At 59.7% G+C, this 15,334-nt stretch carries 14 protein-coding genes; 7 read left to right on the top strand and 7 right to left on the bottom strand.

Annotated elements, in window-relative coordinates; translation table 11 throughout:
• Positions 1-127: 127 nt before the first annotated feature.
• From NW853_RS11190 to NW853_RS11180, 3 genes are all read right to left on the bottom strand, one after another.
• Complete coding sequence (locus NW853_RS11190; RefSeq protein ID WP_414349045.1) at positions 128-733, bottom strand: (2Fe-2S) ferredoxin domain-containing protein; 606 nt, start codon at positions 731-733, stop codon at positions 128-130.
• Complete coding sequence (locus tag NW853_RS11185; protein WP_414349044.1) at positions 717-983, bottom strand: Asr1405/Asl0597 family protein; 267 nt, start codon at positions 981-983, stop codon at positions 717-719. Before NW853_RS11185 ends, NW853_RS11190 begins: the two co-directional genes overlap by 17 nt.
• A 139-nt stretch (positions 984-1,122) precedes the next feature.
• The gene (locus NW853_RS11180; RefSeq protein WP_414349043.1) at positions 1,123-1,674 is read right to left on the bottom strand and encodes a Dps family protein; all 552 of its coding nucleotides are present in this window, start codon (positions 1,672-1,674) and stop codon (positions 1,123-1,125) included.
• A 240-nt stretch (positions 1,675-1,914) separates the two neighbouring features.
• On the opposite strand from NW853_RS11180, the gene NW853_RS11175 reads away from it, so the two are divergent.
• On the top strand, positions 1,915-3,138 hold the full coding sequence (locus NW853_RS11175; protein ID WP_414349042.1) for a YcjF family protein: 1,224 nt from the start codon (positions 1,915-1,917) through the stop codon (positions 3,136-3,138).
• Here the strand turns inward: NW853_RS11175 and NW853_RS11170 are convergent.
• Both NW853_RS11170 and hslO read right to left on the bottom strand, forming a co-directional pair.
• On the bottom strand, positions 3,131-4,129 hold the full coding sequence (locus NW853_RS11170; protein WP_414349041.1) for a glycosyltransferase family 2 protein: 999 nt from the start codon (positions 4,127-4,129) through the stop codon (positions 3,131-3,133). The two genes, NW853_RS11175 and NW853_RS11170, sit on opposite strands and share 8 nt — an antisense overlap.
• A gap of 49 nt (positions 4,130-4,178) precedes the next feature.
• On the bottom strand, positions 4,179-5,069 hold the full coding sequence (gene hslO / locus NW853_RS11165) for an Hsp33 family molecular chaperone HslO (RefSeq protein ID WP_414335144.1): 891 nt from the start codon (positions 5,067-5,069) through the stop codon (positions 4,179-4,181).
• Positions 5,070-5,405: 336 nt separating this feature from the next.
• On the opposite strand from hslO, the gene NW853_RS11160 reads away from it, so the two are divergent.
• From NW853_RS11160 to NW853_RS11145, 4 genes are all read left to right on the top strand, one after another.
• On the top strand, positions 5,406-5,891 hold the full coding sequence (locus NW853_RS11160) for an allophycocyanin (RefSeq protein WP_414331342.1): 486 nt from the start codon (positions 5,406-5,408) through the stop codon (positions 5,889-5,891).
• Between the two features lie 60 nt (positions 5,892-5,951).
• Positions 5,952-6,437, top strand: coding sequence for an allophycocyanin subunit beta (gene apcB / locus NW853_RS11155; RefSeq protein WP_414335138.1), 486 nt, complete (start codon positions 5,952-5,954; stop codon positions 6,435-6,437).
• 167 nt (positions 6,438-6,604) lie between these two features.
• The gene (locus NW853_RS11150; protein WP_011433055.1) at positions 6,605-6,808 is read left to right on the top strand and encodes a phycobilisome linker polypeptide; all 204 of its coding nucleotides are present in this window, start codon (positions 6,605-6,607) and stop codon (positions 6,806-6,808) included.
• 129 nt (positions 6,809-6,937) lie between these two features.
• On the top strand, positions 6,938-7,966 hold the full coding sequence (locus NW853_RS11145; RefSeq protein ID WP_414335139.1) for an ABC transporter ATP-binding protein: 1,029 nt from the start codon (positions 6,938-6,940) through the stop codon (positions 7,964-7,966).
• A gap of 85 nt (positions 7,967-8,051) precedes the next feature.
• Here the strand turns inward: NW853_RS11145 and NW853_RS11140 are convergent, their stop codons facing one another.
• Both NW853_RS11140 and NW853_RS11135 read right to left on the bottom strand, forming a co-directional pair.
• A complete protein-coding gene (locus tag NW853_RS11140) occupies positions 8,052-9,692 on the bottom strand; it encodes a 2-isopropylmalate synthase (RefSeq protein WP_414335140.1) in 1,641 nt (546 codons plus the stop codon).
• A 45-nt stretch (positions 9,693-9,737) separates the two neighbouring features.
• Entirely contained in the window at positions 9,738-10,661 is a 924-nt protein-coding gene (locus tag NW853_RS11135) for an arylamine N-acetyltransferase family protein (protein WP_414349040.1), read from the bottom strand.
• Between the two features lie 271 nt (positions 10,662-10,932).
• Here NW853_RS11135 and NW853_RS11130 point away from each other — a divergent pair, with 271 nt between their 5' ends.
• Both NW853_RS11130 and NW853_RS11125 read left to right on the top strand, forming a co-directional pair.
• Positions 10,933-13,071, top strand: coding sequence for a polyribonucleotide nucleotidyltransferase (locus NW853_RS11130; protein ID WP_414335142.1), 2,139 nt, complete (start codon positions 10,933-10,935; stop codon positions 13,069-13,071).
• Positions 13,072-13,242: 171 nt separating this feature from the next.
• Entirely contained in the window at positions 13,243-15,261 is a 2,019-nt protein-coding gene (locus NW853_RS11125; RefSeq protein ID WP_414349039.1) for a CHASE2 domain-containing protein, read from the top strand.
• The last annotated feature ends 73 nt before the right edge of the window (positions 15,262-15,334 follow it).

Here is a 15,334-nt window from a genome sequence, read left to right as displayed (position 1 = left end):
CCCTAACTCCCCTCTCCCTGAGGGAGAGGGGACGGGGGTGAGGACATCAATTGTGGCCCGCCACCAGTGAAAATTAAGCGAAAAGTCAAGGGAAATCCGCTCGCCCGTGGGGGGATCAGCATGAGCGTCAGGAGGAAGCCGCCGTCTCAACCTGCTGTACCTGCAACGAAGCAATCGGAAAATGCCGCTCCAACAAAGCCGGGATCCCTTGCGGAGAAACGCCGCTGTAGCGAGCCTTGTCGGGCAGGAACACCACGTTCGGCCCCCGTTTGCAGTCCTTCATGCAGCCCACTCCCTGCACCCGAATGGTCTCCGGGTAGGCTGCCAAGTGTGCCTGCAGAGCCTGTATCACCGCCATCGCCCCCCGCCGACAGCAATCAGACTTCTGACAGACCAAGACGACCCCTTTCCTCGCTTCCTCCGATCCGGGAGCGGCCTTCGGGGAAGACATGGCTGCTACCGGGGAAGCCTGGACAGGAACCACGTGGCAGAGCACCCATTTCTCCCGCCCCTTGAGCGGATCCACTTCCCGCTCCCCCGCAATCTGCACCCTATCTCCAGGTTTGAGGCTGCGGTAGAGCTCAGAGCGCAGCGGCTTGGGGATCTTGCCGGCAAACACTTCCGCTCCGGCCTGCCAGCGCAAGTACTTGAGCTTGCCATCCTTATCGGGAAGAAATCCCAGGAACTGACCTTCTGACTCGAACGGGATCCTTTGCTTAGCCAACTTGCTCATCTTGTCCCCCAGGGTTGAGCTGCCAACACGTCTCTAGGCTGTCCAATAACTCCCGCCGCCGCGCCGTGTATTGGCGGATCACGCTGCGCACCTGCAACAGGGCCAGAGGCGTGTCCACCTGCACCTGTAAATGGCCCTCTCCTGCACAGACCGCCGGGATCCCCAACTCCACCAGCCGCCGCCCAATGCGCCAGCGTTCCCCTAAGGGGATCTGCAAACAATAGCTGCCCTCAAAAGATACAGGGTTCATGGCTAGGAGCAAAACCTCGGCAAATAAATCTAAACCCAATCGGGCAGTAATGATATGAATTTTCAACAAATGCTTACAAAAATAAGCCCTCAGGTCTAAGGACAGGTCACCTGGCCGGCGAACCTGCCCCAGATCCTGACTAGGCTCTGCCGTCCATCAAGCCAAACACTAGGCTGTCGTTGGCCAGGAAGTGGTTGAGGTGGAAGGCCCGGTCTTCCGTCTTGAGCAGAGTCTGCTCGTAGAGGTAGCGGGTGGCACGATCCCCTAAGCTTTCCGCTTGGGCGGCTTGGCGCCGCAGCAAATCGATGATGGCCTGCTCTGCCGCCAGGTCATTTTGCAACATTTGCCGCGCCTCAAAAGCGCCATCCGGCTCAGGGGTAAAGCAGCAGAGGCGGGCCAAGGTGCTGAAGGTGGCTACCGGCACACCCCCCAGACCTTCGAGGCGTTCTCCCAGGTCGTGGACATGTTCCCTCACCTGCTCGTAGTGATCCTTGAACAATTGGTGTAGCGGGTAGAACTCGGTGCCCTCTACTACGAAGTGATGCTTCTGGTACTGCAAGTACAGCCCTTGGAAGCTGGCCAGAAGGGCGTTCATCCCCTCGCAGATCGGCTGGGTCACCTCCAGGCCGAGGGAGACAGGGTTGTTGCGCACGCTGTTGAAGGACTGGCGCAAGGTTGAGGTTTCAGACATAGGGCAAGGTTCTCCGAAGTAAGAGAGCTAATTGTCCAGCCTACTCGAGTGGACAGATCCAGGGTTTCTTGGGGCTATCCTCACCCCAGCATAGTCTAACTCAACAGTTCTTGTGAATAGCTCTCAACAAAGTGCTTGTTGCAGCAGAACCGGTGGGCTGGTCAGAGAGTAGCCGCATCTTCCCGATTTACACTGGACTGGGAGCGTTAGCCCAGTTGATCCCGTACCTGGAGATGGAGCATGTCGCAAACGGAGCCAGAAAGCCACTCCTGGATAGAAAAACTGATTCGCCTAACCCATCAAACAGTTGCGCGGGCTGGGGGGAAACCGCAGGAACCTTGGGATTGGGCCGGCCACCTGTTCAAAGAGAGCCTGCTGGAAGCAGAGGCAGAAATGGGCCACTGTAATGTCCTGGTGATTGGCAAAAGTGGGGTGGGCAAAAGCACCTTGGTCAACGCGGTGTTTAAAGATGAGCTGGCCCGCACTGGTGTTGGCAGCCCTGTTACCCGCCACATTCGCCAATATTCCAAGCAAGGCTGCCCAATCACCATCTACGATACACCTGGCATGGAATTGGCGGGAGACCAGAATATCCAGATCCGCCTCGAGGTGTCCCAACTGATCGACGAGCTGCGCCTCAAGGATCCCGAACATCACATTCACATTGTTTGGTATTGCATCCACCACGAGCTGAAGCGGCTGGAGGAAACCGAGCGCAAGTGGCTAAAGGATTTGGAACTCAAAGATGTGCCGGTCATCTTAGTCTTGACCCAATGCCTGGAATATCCCAATCCCGAAGAGAGCGAGTTTTTTCAGTACTTGCAGCGCCAAAATCTCCCTGTTCGCTACATTGTTCCTCTTTTGGCTAAGGACAAGGCTATTAACCGACACCTCACCGTCCCCGCCCACGGGCTAGAGCACCTAATCGGCTGCACCTCGGAGCTGCTGCCAGAGGTAGCCCGCCTTGCCTTTATCCGCCAGCAATTGCTGCGGGTGGATCTCAAGGCCGATGCTGCTTTTAAGTATGTATCGGGCTATGTGGCCAGCGCAGCGTTCATCGGCGCCGCACCTCTTCCTTTTGCCGATGCCCCTCTACTGGCAGCAGCACAAGTGGGCATGATTGCCAATATCAGCTTTATCTTTGGCTATAAAGCCTCCCCTTCTTTTTACTACTCTTTGATGGCGGCTTTGGCGGGAATTGGGGGCGCAGTAGTCACTGGGCGGGCCATTGTCTCAAACCTGCTGAAGTTGATCCCCGGCGTGGGATCCCTGGCAGGCGGCATCATCCAGTCCACCACAGCGGCTACCCTGACCCTTTCCCTTGGCCTGGCCTATATCGAGCTGATGAAGGCCATCGCCCGCGCCGAAATCCAAGGGATCCAGCTTTCCCAGGCCCAGATGCAGGAGATCTTTGTGCGCGAGTACCGAGAATATGCCGCTTCGGGACGCAAAACCCTCAAATAGGAGTGGACATTGGATCTGATTCTGGAGCAGGGGAAGGCTGCAGGGTCTCGAACCCAAAGGAGCCATTGACTAGGTACAAGGGACGGCCTTTCACCTCTTCAAAAATGCGGCCCAGATACTCTCCAATCACGCCCAGGCTAATCAACTGGATCCCGCCCAAAAACAAGGTCATCACCGCCAAAGAGGCGTAGCCGGGCACGTCGGAGCCAAACAGCAAAGTACGAATGACGAGGAAAAGGCCATACAGCAGAGCCGCCAGCGAGATCGCCAAGCCCAGATAGCTCCACACCCGCAAGGGCCAAGAGCTAAAAGAGGTGATGCCTTCTATGGCTAGGTTCCACAGCCGCCAGTAGTTCCACTGGGTTTTGCCGCGAAAACGGGGGGCACGGTCGTAAAAAATGGCCACCTGCCGGTAGCCTACCCAGGCAAAGATCCCTTTCATAAAGCGAGTGCGCTCCCGCAGTTGCTTGATGGCGTCTACCACCTGCCGATCCAACAGCCGAAAATCTCCTGTATTGCGCGGGATCCGCACCTGGCTGAGCTGGTCAATGACCCAATAAAACCCGTTGGCGGTGAAGCGTTTTAGCCAGCTTTCCCCTTGGCGGCTGCGGCGCACGGCACACACCACCTGGTAGCCCTGCCGCCACTGCTGCAGCATTTCCGGGATCAGCTCTGGGGGATCCTGCAGGTCGGCGTCGATGGGAACAACGGCTCTGCCCGCAGCGTAGTCCAAGCCGGCGGTGAGGGCAATTTCCTTGCCAAAACAGCGGGAAAGGTTCACCACCTTGATGCGGGGATCCTGGCGATGGAAGGCAATAAGCTTTTCCAGCGTGTCGTCCTGGCTGCCGTCGTTGACACAGATGATCTCGTAGGGGATCCCCAATGGATCCAAGGTTAGGCGCAGGCGCTCGAACAGGTGATCCAGGTTCTCCGCCTCATTTTTGCAGGGGATGACAACCGAGAGCTCAGGGGCAGCAGTCTCAGAGGACATAGAAGAGCAGGGATCCCGTACCTGGCGATTATTCTGCCATCACGGGGTGCTATGGGTTTGCCGACATCTCCGCCACAATTGAGCGCAGCTCATCCTCCGAGATGCGGTAGACCTCGTTGCAGAACTGGCAAACCGCCTCTGCTCCCTTGTCGGTACGGATCATGTCGATGAGCTCGTCCCGCCCCAACATGCGCAGCGCCCCCTTCACCCGGTCGGAATTGCACTTGCAATAGAAGCGGATGGCGCGCATTTCCGGCGCGATCTTGAGATCCAAGTCGCCCAAGCAAATTTGCAACAGCTCCCGCAAACCGCCACCACAAGCCAGCATCGGGCTAAATTCCTCCACCTTGGCCAAACGGGCCTCCATTTCCGGGATCAGGCTGGCCGGCGCCCCTGGCATCAGTTGCAACAACACTCCACCGGCAGCCCGCACCCGCTGCGAATCGAGGTTGACCCCCAAAAGGACTGCCGAAGGGATCTGCTCTGAGGAGGAGAGGTAGTAGCTGATATCGTCTCCCACCTCTCCCGAAACCAGCTCCACCGCGCTGGTGTAAGGCTGGCCGTACCCCAAGTCCCGCAGCACATGGAGGTAGCCATAGCGCCCAACGGCTTGGCCCACATCCAACTTGCTCTCAGGGGTGAGGGGAAGCTCGATGGCCGGGTTGCTCACATAGCCGCGTACCGTGCCGTCCAAGCCGGCATCCACCCAGATGTTGCCCAAGGGGCCATTCCCTTTCAGTTGCAGGTTAATCCGCGCCTGGCGTCGCTTTAGGTTGGCCGCCAGCAACAGGGCTGCGTTCATGGCCCGCCCCAGGGCCACCGTCGCCACATAGGAAAGCTTGTGCCGCTCCCGGGCCTCTTGCACCGCCTGCGTAGACACCAAGCCCACCACCCGAATCTTGCCCTCCGCCGCCGTGGCCCGGATCAGGTGATCCGGCAGAGATGAGGGAGCAGCCTCAGAAGGATCCTGAGAACCTTTCGCTCGCTTCAATCGTTCTGACCCAGAGGCATCCGTCATCGCAACCTCAACGCATGTCCTAAAGCAAGCCTGCAGGGATCCCCTGGCGACTTAACTTTCACCCTCGATTGTAACCCCTCTCTTGCCGGACTTGGGGGAGAGCACTCTCCTGTTGGGGTGGGCATGAGACCGTCCCTTTTCTGGGAGAGACTTTAAGAAGTGTGAAGATCTGAGATGGTAGACGGCAAGCATATCGGAAAATAGCTTGCGGGTATGCTCGTCATACTCTTTAAAAAATCGACTTGAGGATGGATATCCATGAGTGTTGTTACGAAATCGATTGTGAACGCGGACGCGGAGGCCCGCTACCTCAGCCCGGGGGAACTGGATCGAATCAAGTCCTTTGTTGCCTCGGGTGAGAAGCGGTTGCGCATTGCTCAAGTCTTAACCGAGTCTCGTGAGCGCATCGTCAAACAAGCTGCCGACCAACTCTTCCAGAAGCGCCCTGACATCGTCTCCCCAGGGGGCAATGCCTACGGGGAAGAGATGACGGCGACTTGCCTGCGGGATATGGACTACTACCTGCGCCTGATCACCTACGGTGTCATTGCCGGCGACGTCACCCCCATCGAAGAGATCGGTCTGGTGGGTGTCCGCGAGATGTACAACTCTTTGGGCACACCCATTCCGGCGGTGGCCGAGAGCATTCGTCAAATGAAGCAGGTGGCCATGGGTCTGCTCTCTCCCGACGATGCGGCTGAAGCCGGCTACTACTTCGACTTTGTGGTGGGGGCAATGAGCTAGTCCCTCATTGTTTTTGCTGCACAACCGTTTGCTGTTCACCGACTTGATAGGAAGCTCATCATGCAAGACGCGATTACCGCTGTGATCAACAGCTACGATGTCCAAGGCAAGTATCTGGACAACTCGGCCATGGAGAAGCTGAAAGCTTTCTTCGCCACGGGCGAGTTGCGGGTGCGGGCGGCTGCCACCATCGCGGCCAATGCCTCCACCATCGTCAAGGATGCGGCTGCCAAGGCCTTGCTGTACTCTGATCTCACCCGTCCCGGTGGCAACATGTACACCACCCGTCGCTATGCCGCTTGCATTCGCGACATGGACTACTACCTGCGCTACGCCACCTACGCCATGCTGGCCGGGGATCCCTCCATTCTCGATGAGCGGGTGCTGAACGGGCTCAAGGAGACCTACAATTCGCTGGGAGTGCCCATTGGGGCCACCATCCAGGCCATCCAAGCCATGAAAGAGGTAACAGCCGCTCTGGTGGGTGCTGATGCCGGCAAGGAAATGGGTGTGTATTTCGATTACATCTGCTCTGGTCTGAGCTAGCTACCAGCGCCATTGCTTCGGCGTAAGGTTCATTGTCCAACGAGCACGACGGGCGACTTGCCGCAGGGATCTGGTGTGCTGATGGGGGTACGCGAGCTTTCTGAGGTAGGTCGCCTGTTTTGCTGGTCAAGACGGCCCATTTCGTTGTTGAGCGGGGATCCCATATCATGCGCATGTTTAAGATCACGGCCTGTGTGCCCAGCCAAACCCGGATTCGCACCCAGCGGGAGCTGCAAAACACCTACTTCACAAAGCTGGTGCCCTACGAAAACTGGTTTCGGGAGCAGCAGCGCATCCAGAAATCGGGTGGCCGTATCCTGAAGGTAGAGCTGGCCACGGGCAAGCCTGGGATGGACGTAGGACTGCTGTAGTTTCCCTATCCCTTTGTTTCTTTCCCTCAGATACTGAGAATAGCCCTCTCCAGATCCGGTATGCCCAGCTCCAAAAGATGTGCCCTTGGGGCTGGGGTGGCGGATCTGGTTGTTTCATGGGAGGGATAGATGTTGCCTCATGTGCCGGCCCGGCTGGAACCGATCATCGCTGCTTACAACCTGAGCAAGGTTTACCCGGTGGCCATCAAGGAGCCGGGAGTGGTGGGCACCCTGCGCCACTTCTTTCGCCGCACCTACCGCTACATCCCGGCAGTGCAGTCCATCAGCTTTCAGGTTCAGCCGGGGGAGGTGGTGGGGTTCTTGGGGCCGAACGGAGCAGGCAAGACCACCACCCTCAAGATGTTGACCGGCTTGATCTATCCTTCTGGGGGCACGCTGCAGGTGGTCGGCCACGTGCCCTACCGGCGCGAGCCATCTTTTTTGCGGCAGATCACCCTGGTGATGGGGCAGAAGCAGCAGCTCATCTGGGATCTGCCGGCGATAGACTCTCTGCGGATTAACGCCGCCGTTTACGAGATCCCGGAGAAGGAGTTTCGCGAACGGGTGGGGGAGCTGGCGGAGCTGCTCAACTTGGCAGGCAAGCTGAAGCAGCCGGTGCGCAAGCTTTCCCTAGGGGAGCGGATGAAGGCGGAGCTGTTGGCGGCCCTGGTGCACCGCCCGCAGATCTTGTTTTTGGATGAGCCCACCTTGGGGTTGGATGTCAACGCCCAGGTCAGTGTGCGGCAATTTTTGCGGGATTACAACCGCCGCTACGGGGCGACGGTATTGTTGACCAGCCATTATATGGCCGATATCACCGCGCTGTGCCAACGGGTGTTGGTCATCAACGCGGGGCGGCTCATCTACGATGGTGACCTGGAGGCGCTGCTGGAGCGCTTTGCCCCCTACCGAGAAGTCAAGTTGGAATTGGCCCGTCCTTGCTCTGTTGCCCAACTGCAGCGTTATGGGGAGGTGCGCAGCGAGGGGGATCCCGACGGCTGCGAGGCGCGGCTGTGGGTGCAGCGGGAGCAGCTTACCCAGACGGTGGCCCAGTTGTTGGCGGAGCTGGAGGTGTTGGATCTAACAATAACAGATCCGCCCATCGAGGAAGTGATCGGGCGGGTGTTTGCGGATGGGATCCCTTTGGCCAGCCCATAACAGTGTTGAGTTGCTTGGATGGCTATAAAGGATCCCGTCTCGCCGCGCAAACCGCTTGGCTGGATACGGGATTGCCACCCTCCCATCAGATTTTTTGAGTAGCGGCCTCCCGCTGTTCAGGGGTAGAGCGCGCCGCGTGCAGGGCAAAGTAGAGCTTATTGAGGGCATTCATGTAGGCTTGGGCCGAAGCGACAATGATGTCGGTGTTGGCGGCATGGCCGGAGAAGATGCGGTCTTCGTGGCGCAGGCGGATGGTCACTTCCCCGATGGCGTCGATGCCGGCGGTAACCGATTGGACGGAAAACTCGATCAGCCTGTTGGGGATGTTGACAATGCGGTTGATGGCCTTGTACACCGCATCCACCGGGCCTGTGCCTACGGCCGCATCTACCCGCTCTTCCCCCTCAGGAGTGATCAGGCGCACCGTGGCGGTGGGAGCCTCGCGGTTGCCGCACACCACTTGCACATGCTCTAGACGGTAGAGTTCGGGCACCGAGCGAGTTTCGTCGTTAACAATTGCTTCCAGATCCAGATCGGAGATTTCTTTTTTCTTGTCGGCCAGCTCTTTGAAGCGCAAGAAGGCTTTGTTCAAATCCTGCTCCGACAGCTCGAACCCCAGTTCTTTCAAGCGAGTGCGGAAGGCATTACGGCCCGAGTGCTTGCCCAACACCAAGGTGCTCGATTGCAGGCCGATGGTCTGGGCGTCCATGATCTCGTAGGTCTGGCGGTTTTTGAGCATGCCGTCCTGGTGGATGCCCGATTCGTGGGCAAAGGCGTTGGAGCCGACGATGGCCTTGTTGGGCTGCACCAGCAGGCCGGTGAGGTTGGAGACCAGACGGGAGGTGCGGTAGATCTCCTGCGTTTTGATGTGGGTGAGGGGCTTCTCGGAGTCTACGGGCAGGCCGAAGTAGGGGTTGAAGTAGCTGCGCCGCACGTGCAGGGCCATCACCAATTCTTCCAGCGCCGTGTTGCCGGCCCGCTCGCCAATGCCGTTGACCGTCACTTCCACCTGACGTGCGCCTTGCTTAATCGCTTCCAGGAAGTTGGCCACCGAGACGCCCAAGTCGTCGTGCCCGTGCACAGAAAGGATCGCTTGCTTGATGTTGGGCACGTTCTCGCGGATGCCCTTGATCAGTTGGCCGAACTCCTCCGGCATGACGTAGCCGACGGTGTCGGGGATGTTGATGGTTTTGGCTCCCGCCCGAATGGCTGCCTCGATCACCTGGTACAGAAACTCCGGATCGGAGCGGGTGGCGTCCATCATGGAAAACTCCACATCCTCCACGAAGGACTTGGCATAAGCCACCATCTCTTCGGCAATTTGCAGCACTTCGGCGCGGGTCTTGCGCAACTGGTACTTGAGGTGAATGTCGGAGGTGGAGATGAAGGTGTGAATGCGCGGCTTGGCGGCAGGCTTGAGGGCTTCGGCGGCTGCCTCAATATCCGGCTTGAGGGCGCGGGCCAGGCTGCAAATCACAGGGCCATCGGGGGTGCCCACCTGTTCGGCCACCTTCTGCACCGCCTCGAAATCGCCAGGGCTGGCATAGGCAAACCCCGCTTCGATGATGTCCACTCCCAGCCGGGCCAGTTGCCGGGCAATGGCCAGCTTTTCTTCGGTGTTGAGGGTGGCGCCGGGGCACTGCTCCCCGTCGCGCAGGGTGGTGTCGAAAATGAGCACGTGATCGAGGGCTTGGCCATCAAATGCAGCGACCGCGGCAGCATCCATAACGGTTACTGGGATAACGAAACATTGCCAACCTTTATTCTGACATTAGTTGGCAGGGGTTCTGACCCTGCTGGGGGGAGATTGGGGTGGTCTCTGTTGGAATGCCGGTTGGCTTGGGTCTTGCAATTTTTCTCCTGGGATCCCCGGCGGCAGGCGGATCCCGAAGGCGCAAGCCAGCAGGTGTTCGTATTCTTTCTCGTCCTTGAGGGGGCGTTCCCGGCGGCCTTCTGGGGTGGTCTCGATCCATTTAAAGAGGGAGCCATCGGCGCGGGCGGTGAGGGTGATCCGTCCGCTGGGGGTGGCCAGGCTGCACAGGCGCAGGCGGGTAAACCTGGATGCCGGCGACGTTTGGTGGAAGCGGCACATGGGCTCGAACTCCTGCAGTTGGCGCGGGATCCGATCCAGCAGGAAGAGGGTTTTCCAGGTGCGATCCGGTCGTTCCTGTTGAACCAGCCAGTAGCGTGCGGGAGCTGCGGGCCAGGGGGTGAGGCGGTAGCGCCCTTCCGCCTGGGCTTGGATGCTGGGATCCCCCAACCGCAACGGCTCCCGAAAGGCATCTCCATAGCCCACATCTGCCAGCCATGTTTCATCGCCGCAGCTCACCTGCAGGGCCAGATGGTCGCATTCGGGGCCAAAGCAGCCATCAGTCCGAGTAGCGTGAACGGCCCGGCTCACCTGTCCCGAGAGCAGATGGACCGAAAACCCCATCCCCTGCAGAGCAGCGGCCAGCAGGCTGTTCAGTTCAAAGCAAAAGCCGCCCCGCCGCTCGCGGACGATTTTTTGGAACAAGAAATCCCGCTCCAGGCGAATGGGGCGACCCCAGTGAATATCCAGATTTTCAAACGGCACCCGCAGCAGGTGGGCCAGGTGGATTTGGCGTAGGGTTTGCGGGGTGGGCTGGGTGGGGCCGACGTAGCCAATGCGCTCCAGGTAGGCCCTGATTTGGGCAGGCGTCAGCGGCTCTAGCATCAGCACGGGAACCCGTTGGGTTGGCGGCAAGCGAGCATCTGGCCTACCCTAGCCTTACCGCAGCTCCCCGACCAGAGCCAGAAGAACAGTTTTACCCCTGCTGCAAGACGGGCAATTTTTTCGCTCTCAGCCTCGATTTTGTAGCCGCCGACACCCCCCTATCGGCAGAAGATGAAGTCGTATTGATACCGCCGGTCAGCAGGGGCTGAACAGGAAGAATAAAGGGAGAATGCTACGATAACGTCAAGAAAAAAAGAAGGCGAAGCGTTACATGGCAGAATACACTCGGTCGATTTCCTTTTACGGGCGGGAAATTGACATCAATATCGGGCTGATGGCTCCCCAGGCAGGGTGTGGGGTCTGGCTGACTTCGGGCGAAACTTCGATTCTGGTCACAGCCACCCGGCAGGCGGGGCGGCCTGGTGTCGATTTCATGCCCCTGTTGGTCGATTATGAAGAGCGCCTCTACGCCGCCGGACGGATCCCGGGGGGATACTTGCGGCGGGAAGGTCGGCCACCGGAACGGGCCACTCTGATCTCTCGTCTCATAGACCGACCCATTCGTCCGTTGTTCCCGGAATGGCTGCGGGACGACGTGCAGGTGGTGGCCACCACCCTCTCGGTGGACGATGCAGTGCCGCCCGATGTGCTCTGCATTTTGGGAGCCTCGTTGGCGATTCACGGCGCTCGCATCCCCTTCAACGGACCGGTGGCGGCAGTGCGGGTGGGCTTGGTCAAGGATGAATTTATCCTTAACCCCACCTATGCCGAAATTGAGGCCGGCGACCTGGATCTGGTGGTGGCCGGCTGTGCCGATGGCGTGATCATGGTGGAAGCGGGGGCCAACCAACTGCCGGAGAAGGACATAGTGGAGGCCATCGAGTTTGGTTTTGAGGCCATTCAAGAGCTGCTCAAGGCCCAACAGCAAGTCTTCGCAGATCTCAACATCACTCCTGTAGAGCTGCCCCCTCCCCCTGTCAATGAGGAGCTGGTTGCCTTTGTGGCAGAGCAGGCTCAGGAGGGCATTCGCTCTATCCTCAGGCAGTTCCTGGACAAGACCAGCCGCGAGCAGCAACTGGAGGCGATCAAGGCTAAGCTAGAGGCCCAAATCCAAGCGCGGCCAGAGGGGGATCCCTTGCGGCTTTATCTGCTGGAAAACCCCAAAGAATTGGACAATCAGTTTAAGGCCCTCACCAAGAAGCTGATGCGCCAGCAGATCCTGCGGGAGGGGGTGCGGGTGGATGGGCGCAAGCTGGACGAGGTGCGACCGGTCTCTTGCCGGGTGGGTTTGATCCCGCGGGTGCACGGCAGCGCTCTGTTCAACCGCGGCCTCACCCAAGTCCTTTCCATCACCACCCTCGGCACTCCCGGCGATGCCCAGGAGCTGGACGACTTGCACCCGGTGGATGAAAAGCGCTATATGCACCACTACAATTTTCCGGGCTTTTCGGTGGGGGAAACGCGGCCCTCGCGCTCGCCGGGACGACGGGAGATCGGCCATGGGGCGCTGGCCGAGCGGGCCTTGGTGCCGGTGCTGCCCAGGGAAGAGGAGTTTCCCTATGTGGTGCGGGTGGTGTCGGAGGTGCTTTCTTCCAACGGCTCTACCTCAATGGGATCCGTCTGCGGCTCTACTCTGTCCCTGATGGACGCGGGGGTGCCGATCAAAGCGCCAGTCAGCGGGGTAGCCATGGGCCTGATCAAGGAGGGGGATGAGGTGCGCATCCTCACCGACATCCAGGGCATCGAGGACTTTCTGGGCGACATGGACTTCAAGGTGGCCGGCACACGGGCCGGGATCACCGCTTTGCAGATGGACATGAAAATCACCGGCATCACCGTGGATGTGGTGGAGAAAGCCATCCAGCAGGCCAAGGCCGGGCGGGAGTTTATCCTCGACAAGATGCTGGAGGTCATCCCTGCCCCTCGACCCCAGTTGGCCAAAACAGCCCCCCGTCTGCTCACGTTCAAGGTGGATCCCGAGGATATCGGCAAGATCATCGGCCCTGGTGGCAAGACGGTGCGCGGCATCACGGAAGCGACAGGTGCCAAGGTGGACATCAGCGACGATGGCACGATCACCGTGTCCTCCTCGGTGGGCAGCCAGGCGGAAGCGGCGCGGGCGATGATCGAAAACCTGGTGCGGCGGGTGGAAGAGGGGCAGGTGTACCTGGGCAAGGTGACCCGCATCATCCCCATCGGCGCCTTTGTGGAGTTCTTGCCGGGCAAAGAAGGCATGATCCACATTTCGCAACTGGCGGAGTACCGCGTCACCCGGGTAGAAGATGAGGTTGCTGTGGAGGATGAGGTGGTGGTCAAGGTGCGCAGCATCGATCACAAAGGCCGCATCAACCTCACCCGTCTTGGCATCAGCCCTGAGGAAGCCGCGCGGGTGCGCAACCATCACCCCTGAAGCTGCGGTTTCCCCCCAGCAACTGGGATCCCCTCGACAGCCAGAATGGCAGAGAAAGCTCCCTCTTGCTTGCTCGCGTCTGCAGTGCCGTTCGCTCCTGACTTTCTCACGGCTCAAGATCCTGTTTCTCAAGCTCGGCCGTCGCCCTCGCGGCGGAGGCTGGGTTGGGCCTTGGCTTGGGGCTTGGGGTGGGCCACCCTGCTCAACCTTTCTGCCCAGCATCCGTTGTTGCTGCGGCTGGAGAGCGACGCCCAGGAATGGCTCTACGCCCACCGCGGCCCTCAGCAACCTTCTCCAAAAGTGGTGATCGTCGGCATCGATGGCCGCATCGATGGGCAGGGAGAAAATGGTGATGGCCAGCACAATGTTGACTTTCTCCTGGAACGGGCGAACTACGCCGGCCTGACCTTGCGCCTGCTGGAAGAGGCCGAGGCCAGGGTGGTGGTGCTGAACCTGCCCAGCAGCTTTGTGGTGCCCCAAAACCTGGGCAACGAAAACCTGGATGCCCCCTTGCGGCAGGTGGTGCAGCGCTACCCGGATCGCTTGGTTTTGGCCACCCGCAGCAGCGAGAGCTTTGGCCGGGCCGAGATCAACATCTACAACCACTTCTTGCCCTTTTCGTCCTTGCGACTGGAGTATTTGGTGCCGCCAGAGCACGTGCAAGGGGTGGTGCAATACCAAGTCGATGGGGCCGGGATCCTGCGCCAGGCCCAGTTGCGAGGGCTCTACCTGCGCCGCGACAGCCAAGAGGAGCAGATGTTTGCCTCTGTGGAAGCGCTGGCTTTTGCCAAGTACGACCCGGAGCGGGCCAGCCGCTGGTTTCGCCAGCGGGGTTTGCAGCCAGTTCAATTCAACCCCCTCGGATCCCAGCACAGCATCCCCATCATTCCCATCGAGCAGATCTGTCCGCCGGTGATCCCCCAGACGGGATCCGGCTCCCCGACGCTCAGCCCCGGCCAAGCCTGCCGCGGCCAGGAAGGGATCCCTCCCCTCAACCCCAAAGTTGCCGACCAATTGCGGGACAAAATTGTCCTGGTGGGCTTTGTGGGCGGCTACCCAGAGACCTTCCCGGTGCGAACGGCGGATGGATCCCAGATTGCGGCAGTGGAGCTGCAGGCGCAAATCTTGTCCAGCCTGCTCACCGGAGACGTGTACCACTCCCTGCCGTCAGGGCTGGCAGGCGGGGTGGTCTTGCTGCTGGGAGCAGGGACGGGACTGCTCTTGGTACTTTATCGCCCCTCCCTGCGACTGAACCATTGGGACTGGCAACAACAGGGGTTTCTCCTGCGGCCCCTGGTGGGGCTGGCCGTTTACGAAGGGTGGGCTGTGGCCCAGTTTCTGCTGTGGCGTTGGGTTTGGCCTTTCGTTTTGCCGGCCTTGGCCAGTGGGTTAACAGGGGTGAGCCTGCTGCTCACTCTGGTCATTGTGGAGAATCAGGAGCGGCTTTTGGCTCAACAACAAGAATTGGAGCGCTTGCGCCGAGCCGAACAGGAGGCCGCCGTTGACCAGGCCCGCAAGCTGCTCTACCGAGTAGCCACCGACATTCACGATCGCGAGCTGCAGGAGCTGAAGGTGGTGATGGACGACCTGGAGAGCCTGCAATGGCAACAGCAGCAGGGGAAAGACTCTGACCCCGCCATCTACGATCGCCTGCTGGAACAACTGGAGAGGATCGGGCGGGGCATTCGCGAGCAGCTCAACGACGTGCGCACCCTGGCCACCAAGCTGCATATCTCCCCCAGCTTGCGGGAAGGCTTGCACCGGGGCATCGACACCTATCTGGACGAGCTGATTCAGACGGGCAGCCTGACCTTGTCCGTAGAGCGCCACCTGCAACCTCTGCAGGAGCCCAACACCAGCGAGTGGTTCGACCAACGGGAGGACATCTTGCGTTTTTTGCGCGAGGCCATCGGCAATGTCATCGCCCACGTACAGCCCCCCAAAGGCAGTGCTTCTTTCGTCAGGGTGTCGCTGGCACAAACGGAGCGACATTGTTGCCTATCGGTAGTCAATGACGGCGTTGAATACGCTCCCAGCCCTGGTGGCGGCTACGGCAGCAAGGCCATGAATACCATCGCCCGCTATCTACCCAAGGGATCCTGGCACCGCACCCAGACCCCAGAAGGCCATACCCACGTCGAGCTGCACTGGGAAATGCCCAGCCTTTATAGTCGTTTTAAACAAGATTAAGACACTTTGCCGCCAGCCCAAGCGCTCCGCGCCGCTCACGCGACCACCCCCAGCCCCTCTCCCAGAGGCACCC

Source organism: Synechococcus sp. H55.11 (genome assembly GCF_047462475.1).
Classification (GTDB): Bacteria; Cyanobacteriota; Cyanobacteriia; order Thermostichales; family Thermostichaceae; genus Thermostichus.
This window is presented reverse-complemented; position numbering and strand designations above follow the sequence as displayed.

What these genes read in the sequence shown, in the direction of transcription:
- NW853_RS11130 (WP_414335142.1), top strand. Translation starts at nt 10,933, where the DNA reads ATGGCAGAATACACTCGGTCGATTTCCTTTTACGGGCGGGAAATTGAC.
- NW853_RS11190 (WP_414349045.1), bottom strand. Translation starts at nt 733, where the DNA reads ATGAGCAAGTTGGCTAAGCAAAGGATCCCGTTCGAGTCAGAAGGTCAG.
- apcB (WP_414335138.1), top strand. Translation starts at nt 5,952, where the DNA reads ATGCAAGACGCGATTACCGCTGTGATCAACAGCTACGATGTCCAAGGC.
- NW853_RS11160 (WP_414331342.1), top strand. Translation starts at nt 5,406, where the DNA reads ATGAGTGTTGTTACGAAATCGATTGTGAACGCGGACGCGGAGGCCCGC.
- NW853_RS11145 (WP_414335139.1), top strand. Translation starts at nt 6,938, where the DNA reads ATGTTGCCTCATGTGCCGGCCCGGCTGGAACCGATCATCGCTGCTTAC.
- NW853_RS11175 (WP_414349042.1), top strand. Translation starts at nt 1,915, where the DNA reads ATGTCGCAAACGGAGCCAGAAAGCCACTCCTGGATAGAAAAACTGATT.
- NW853_RS11150 (WP_011433055.1), top strand. Translation starts at nt 6,605, where the DNA reads ATGCGCATGTTTAAGATCACGGCCTGTGTGCCCAGCCAAACCCGGATT.
- NW853_RS11170 (WP_414349041.1), bottom strand. Translation starts at nt 4,129, where the DNA reads ATGTCCTCTGAGACTGCTGCCCCTGAGCTCTCGGTTGTCATCCCCTGC.
- NW853_RS11180 (WP_414349043.1), bottom strand. Translation starts at nt 1,674, where the DNA reads ATGTCTGAAACCTCAACCTTGCGCCAGTCCTTCAACAGCGTGCGCAAC.
- NW853_RS11185 (WP_414349044.1), bottom strand. Translation starts at nt 983, where the DNA reads ATGAACCCTGTATCTTTTGAGGGCAGCTATTGTTTGCAGATCCCCTTA.
- NW853_RS11140 (WP_414335140.1), bottom strand. Translation starts at nt 9,692, where the DNA reads ATGGATGCTGCCGCGGTCGCTGCATTTGATGGCCAAGCCCTCGATCAC.
- NW853_RS11135 (WP_414349040.1), bottom strand. Translation starts at nt 10,661, where the DNA reads ATGCTAGAGCCGCTGACGCCTGCCCAAATCAGGGCCTACCTGGAGCGC.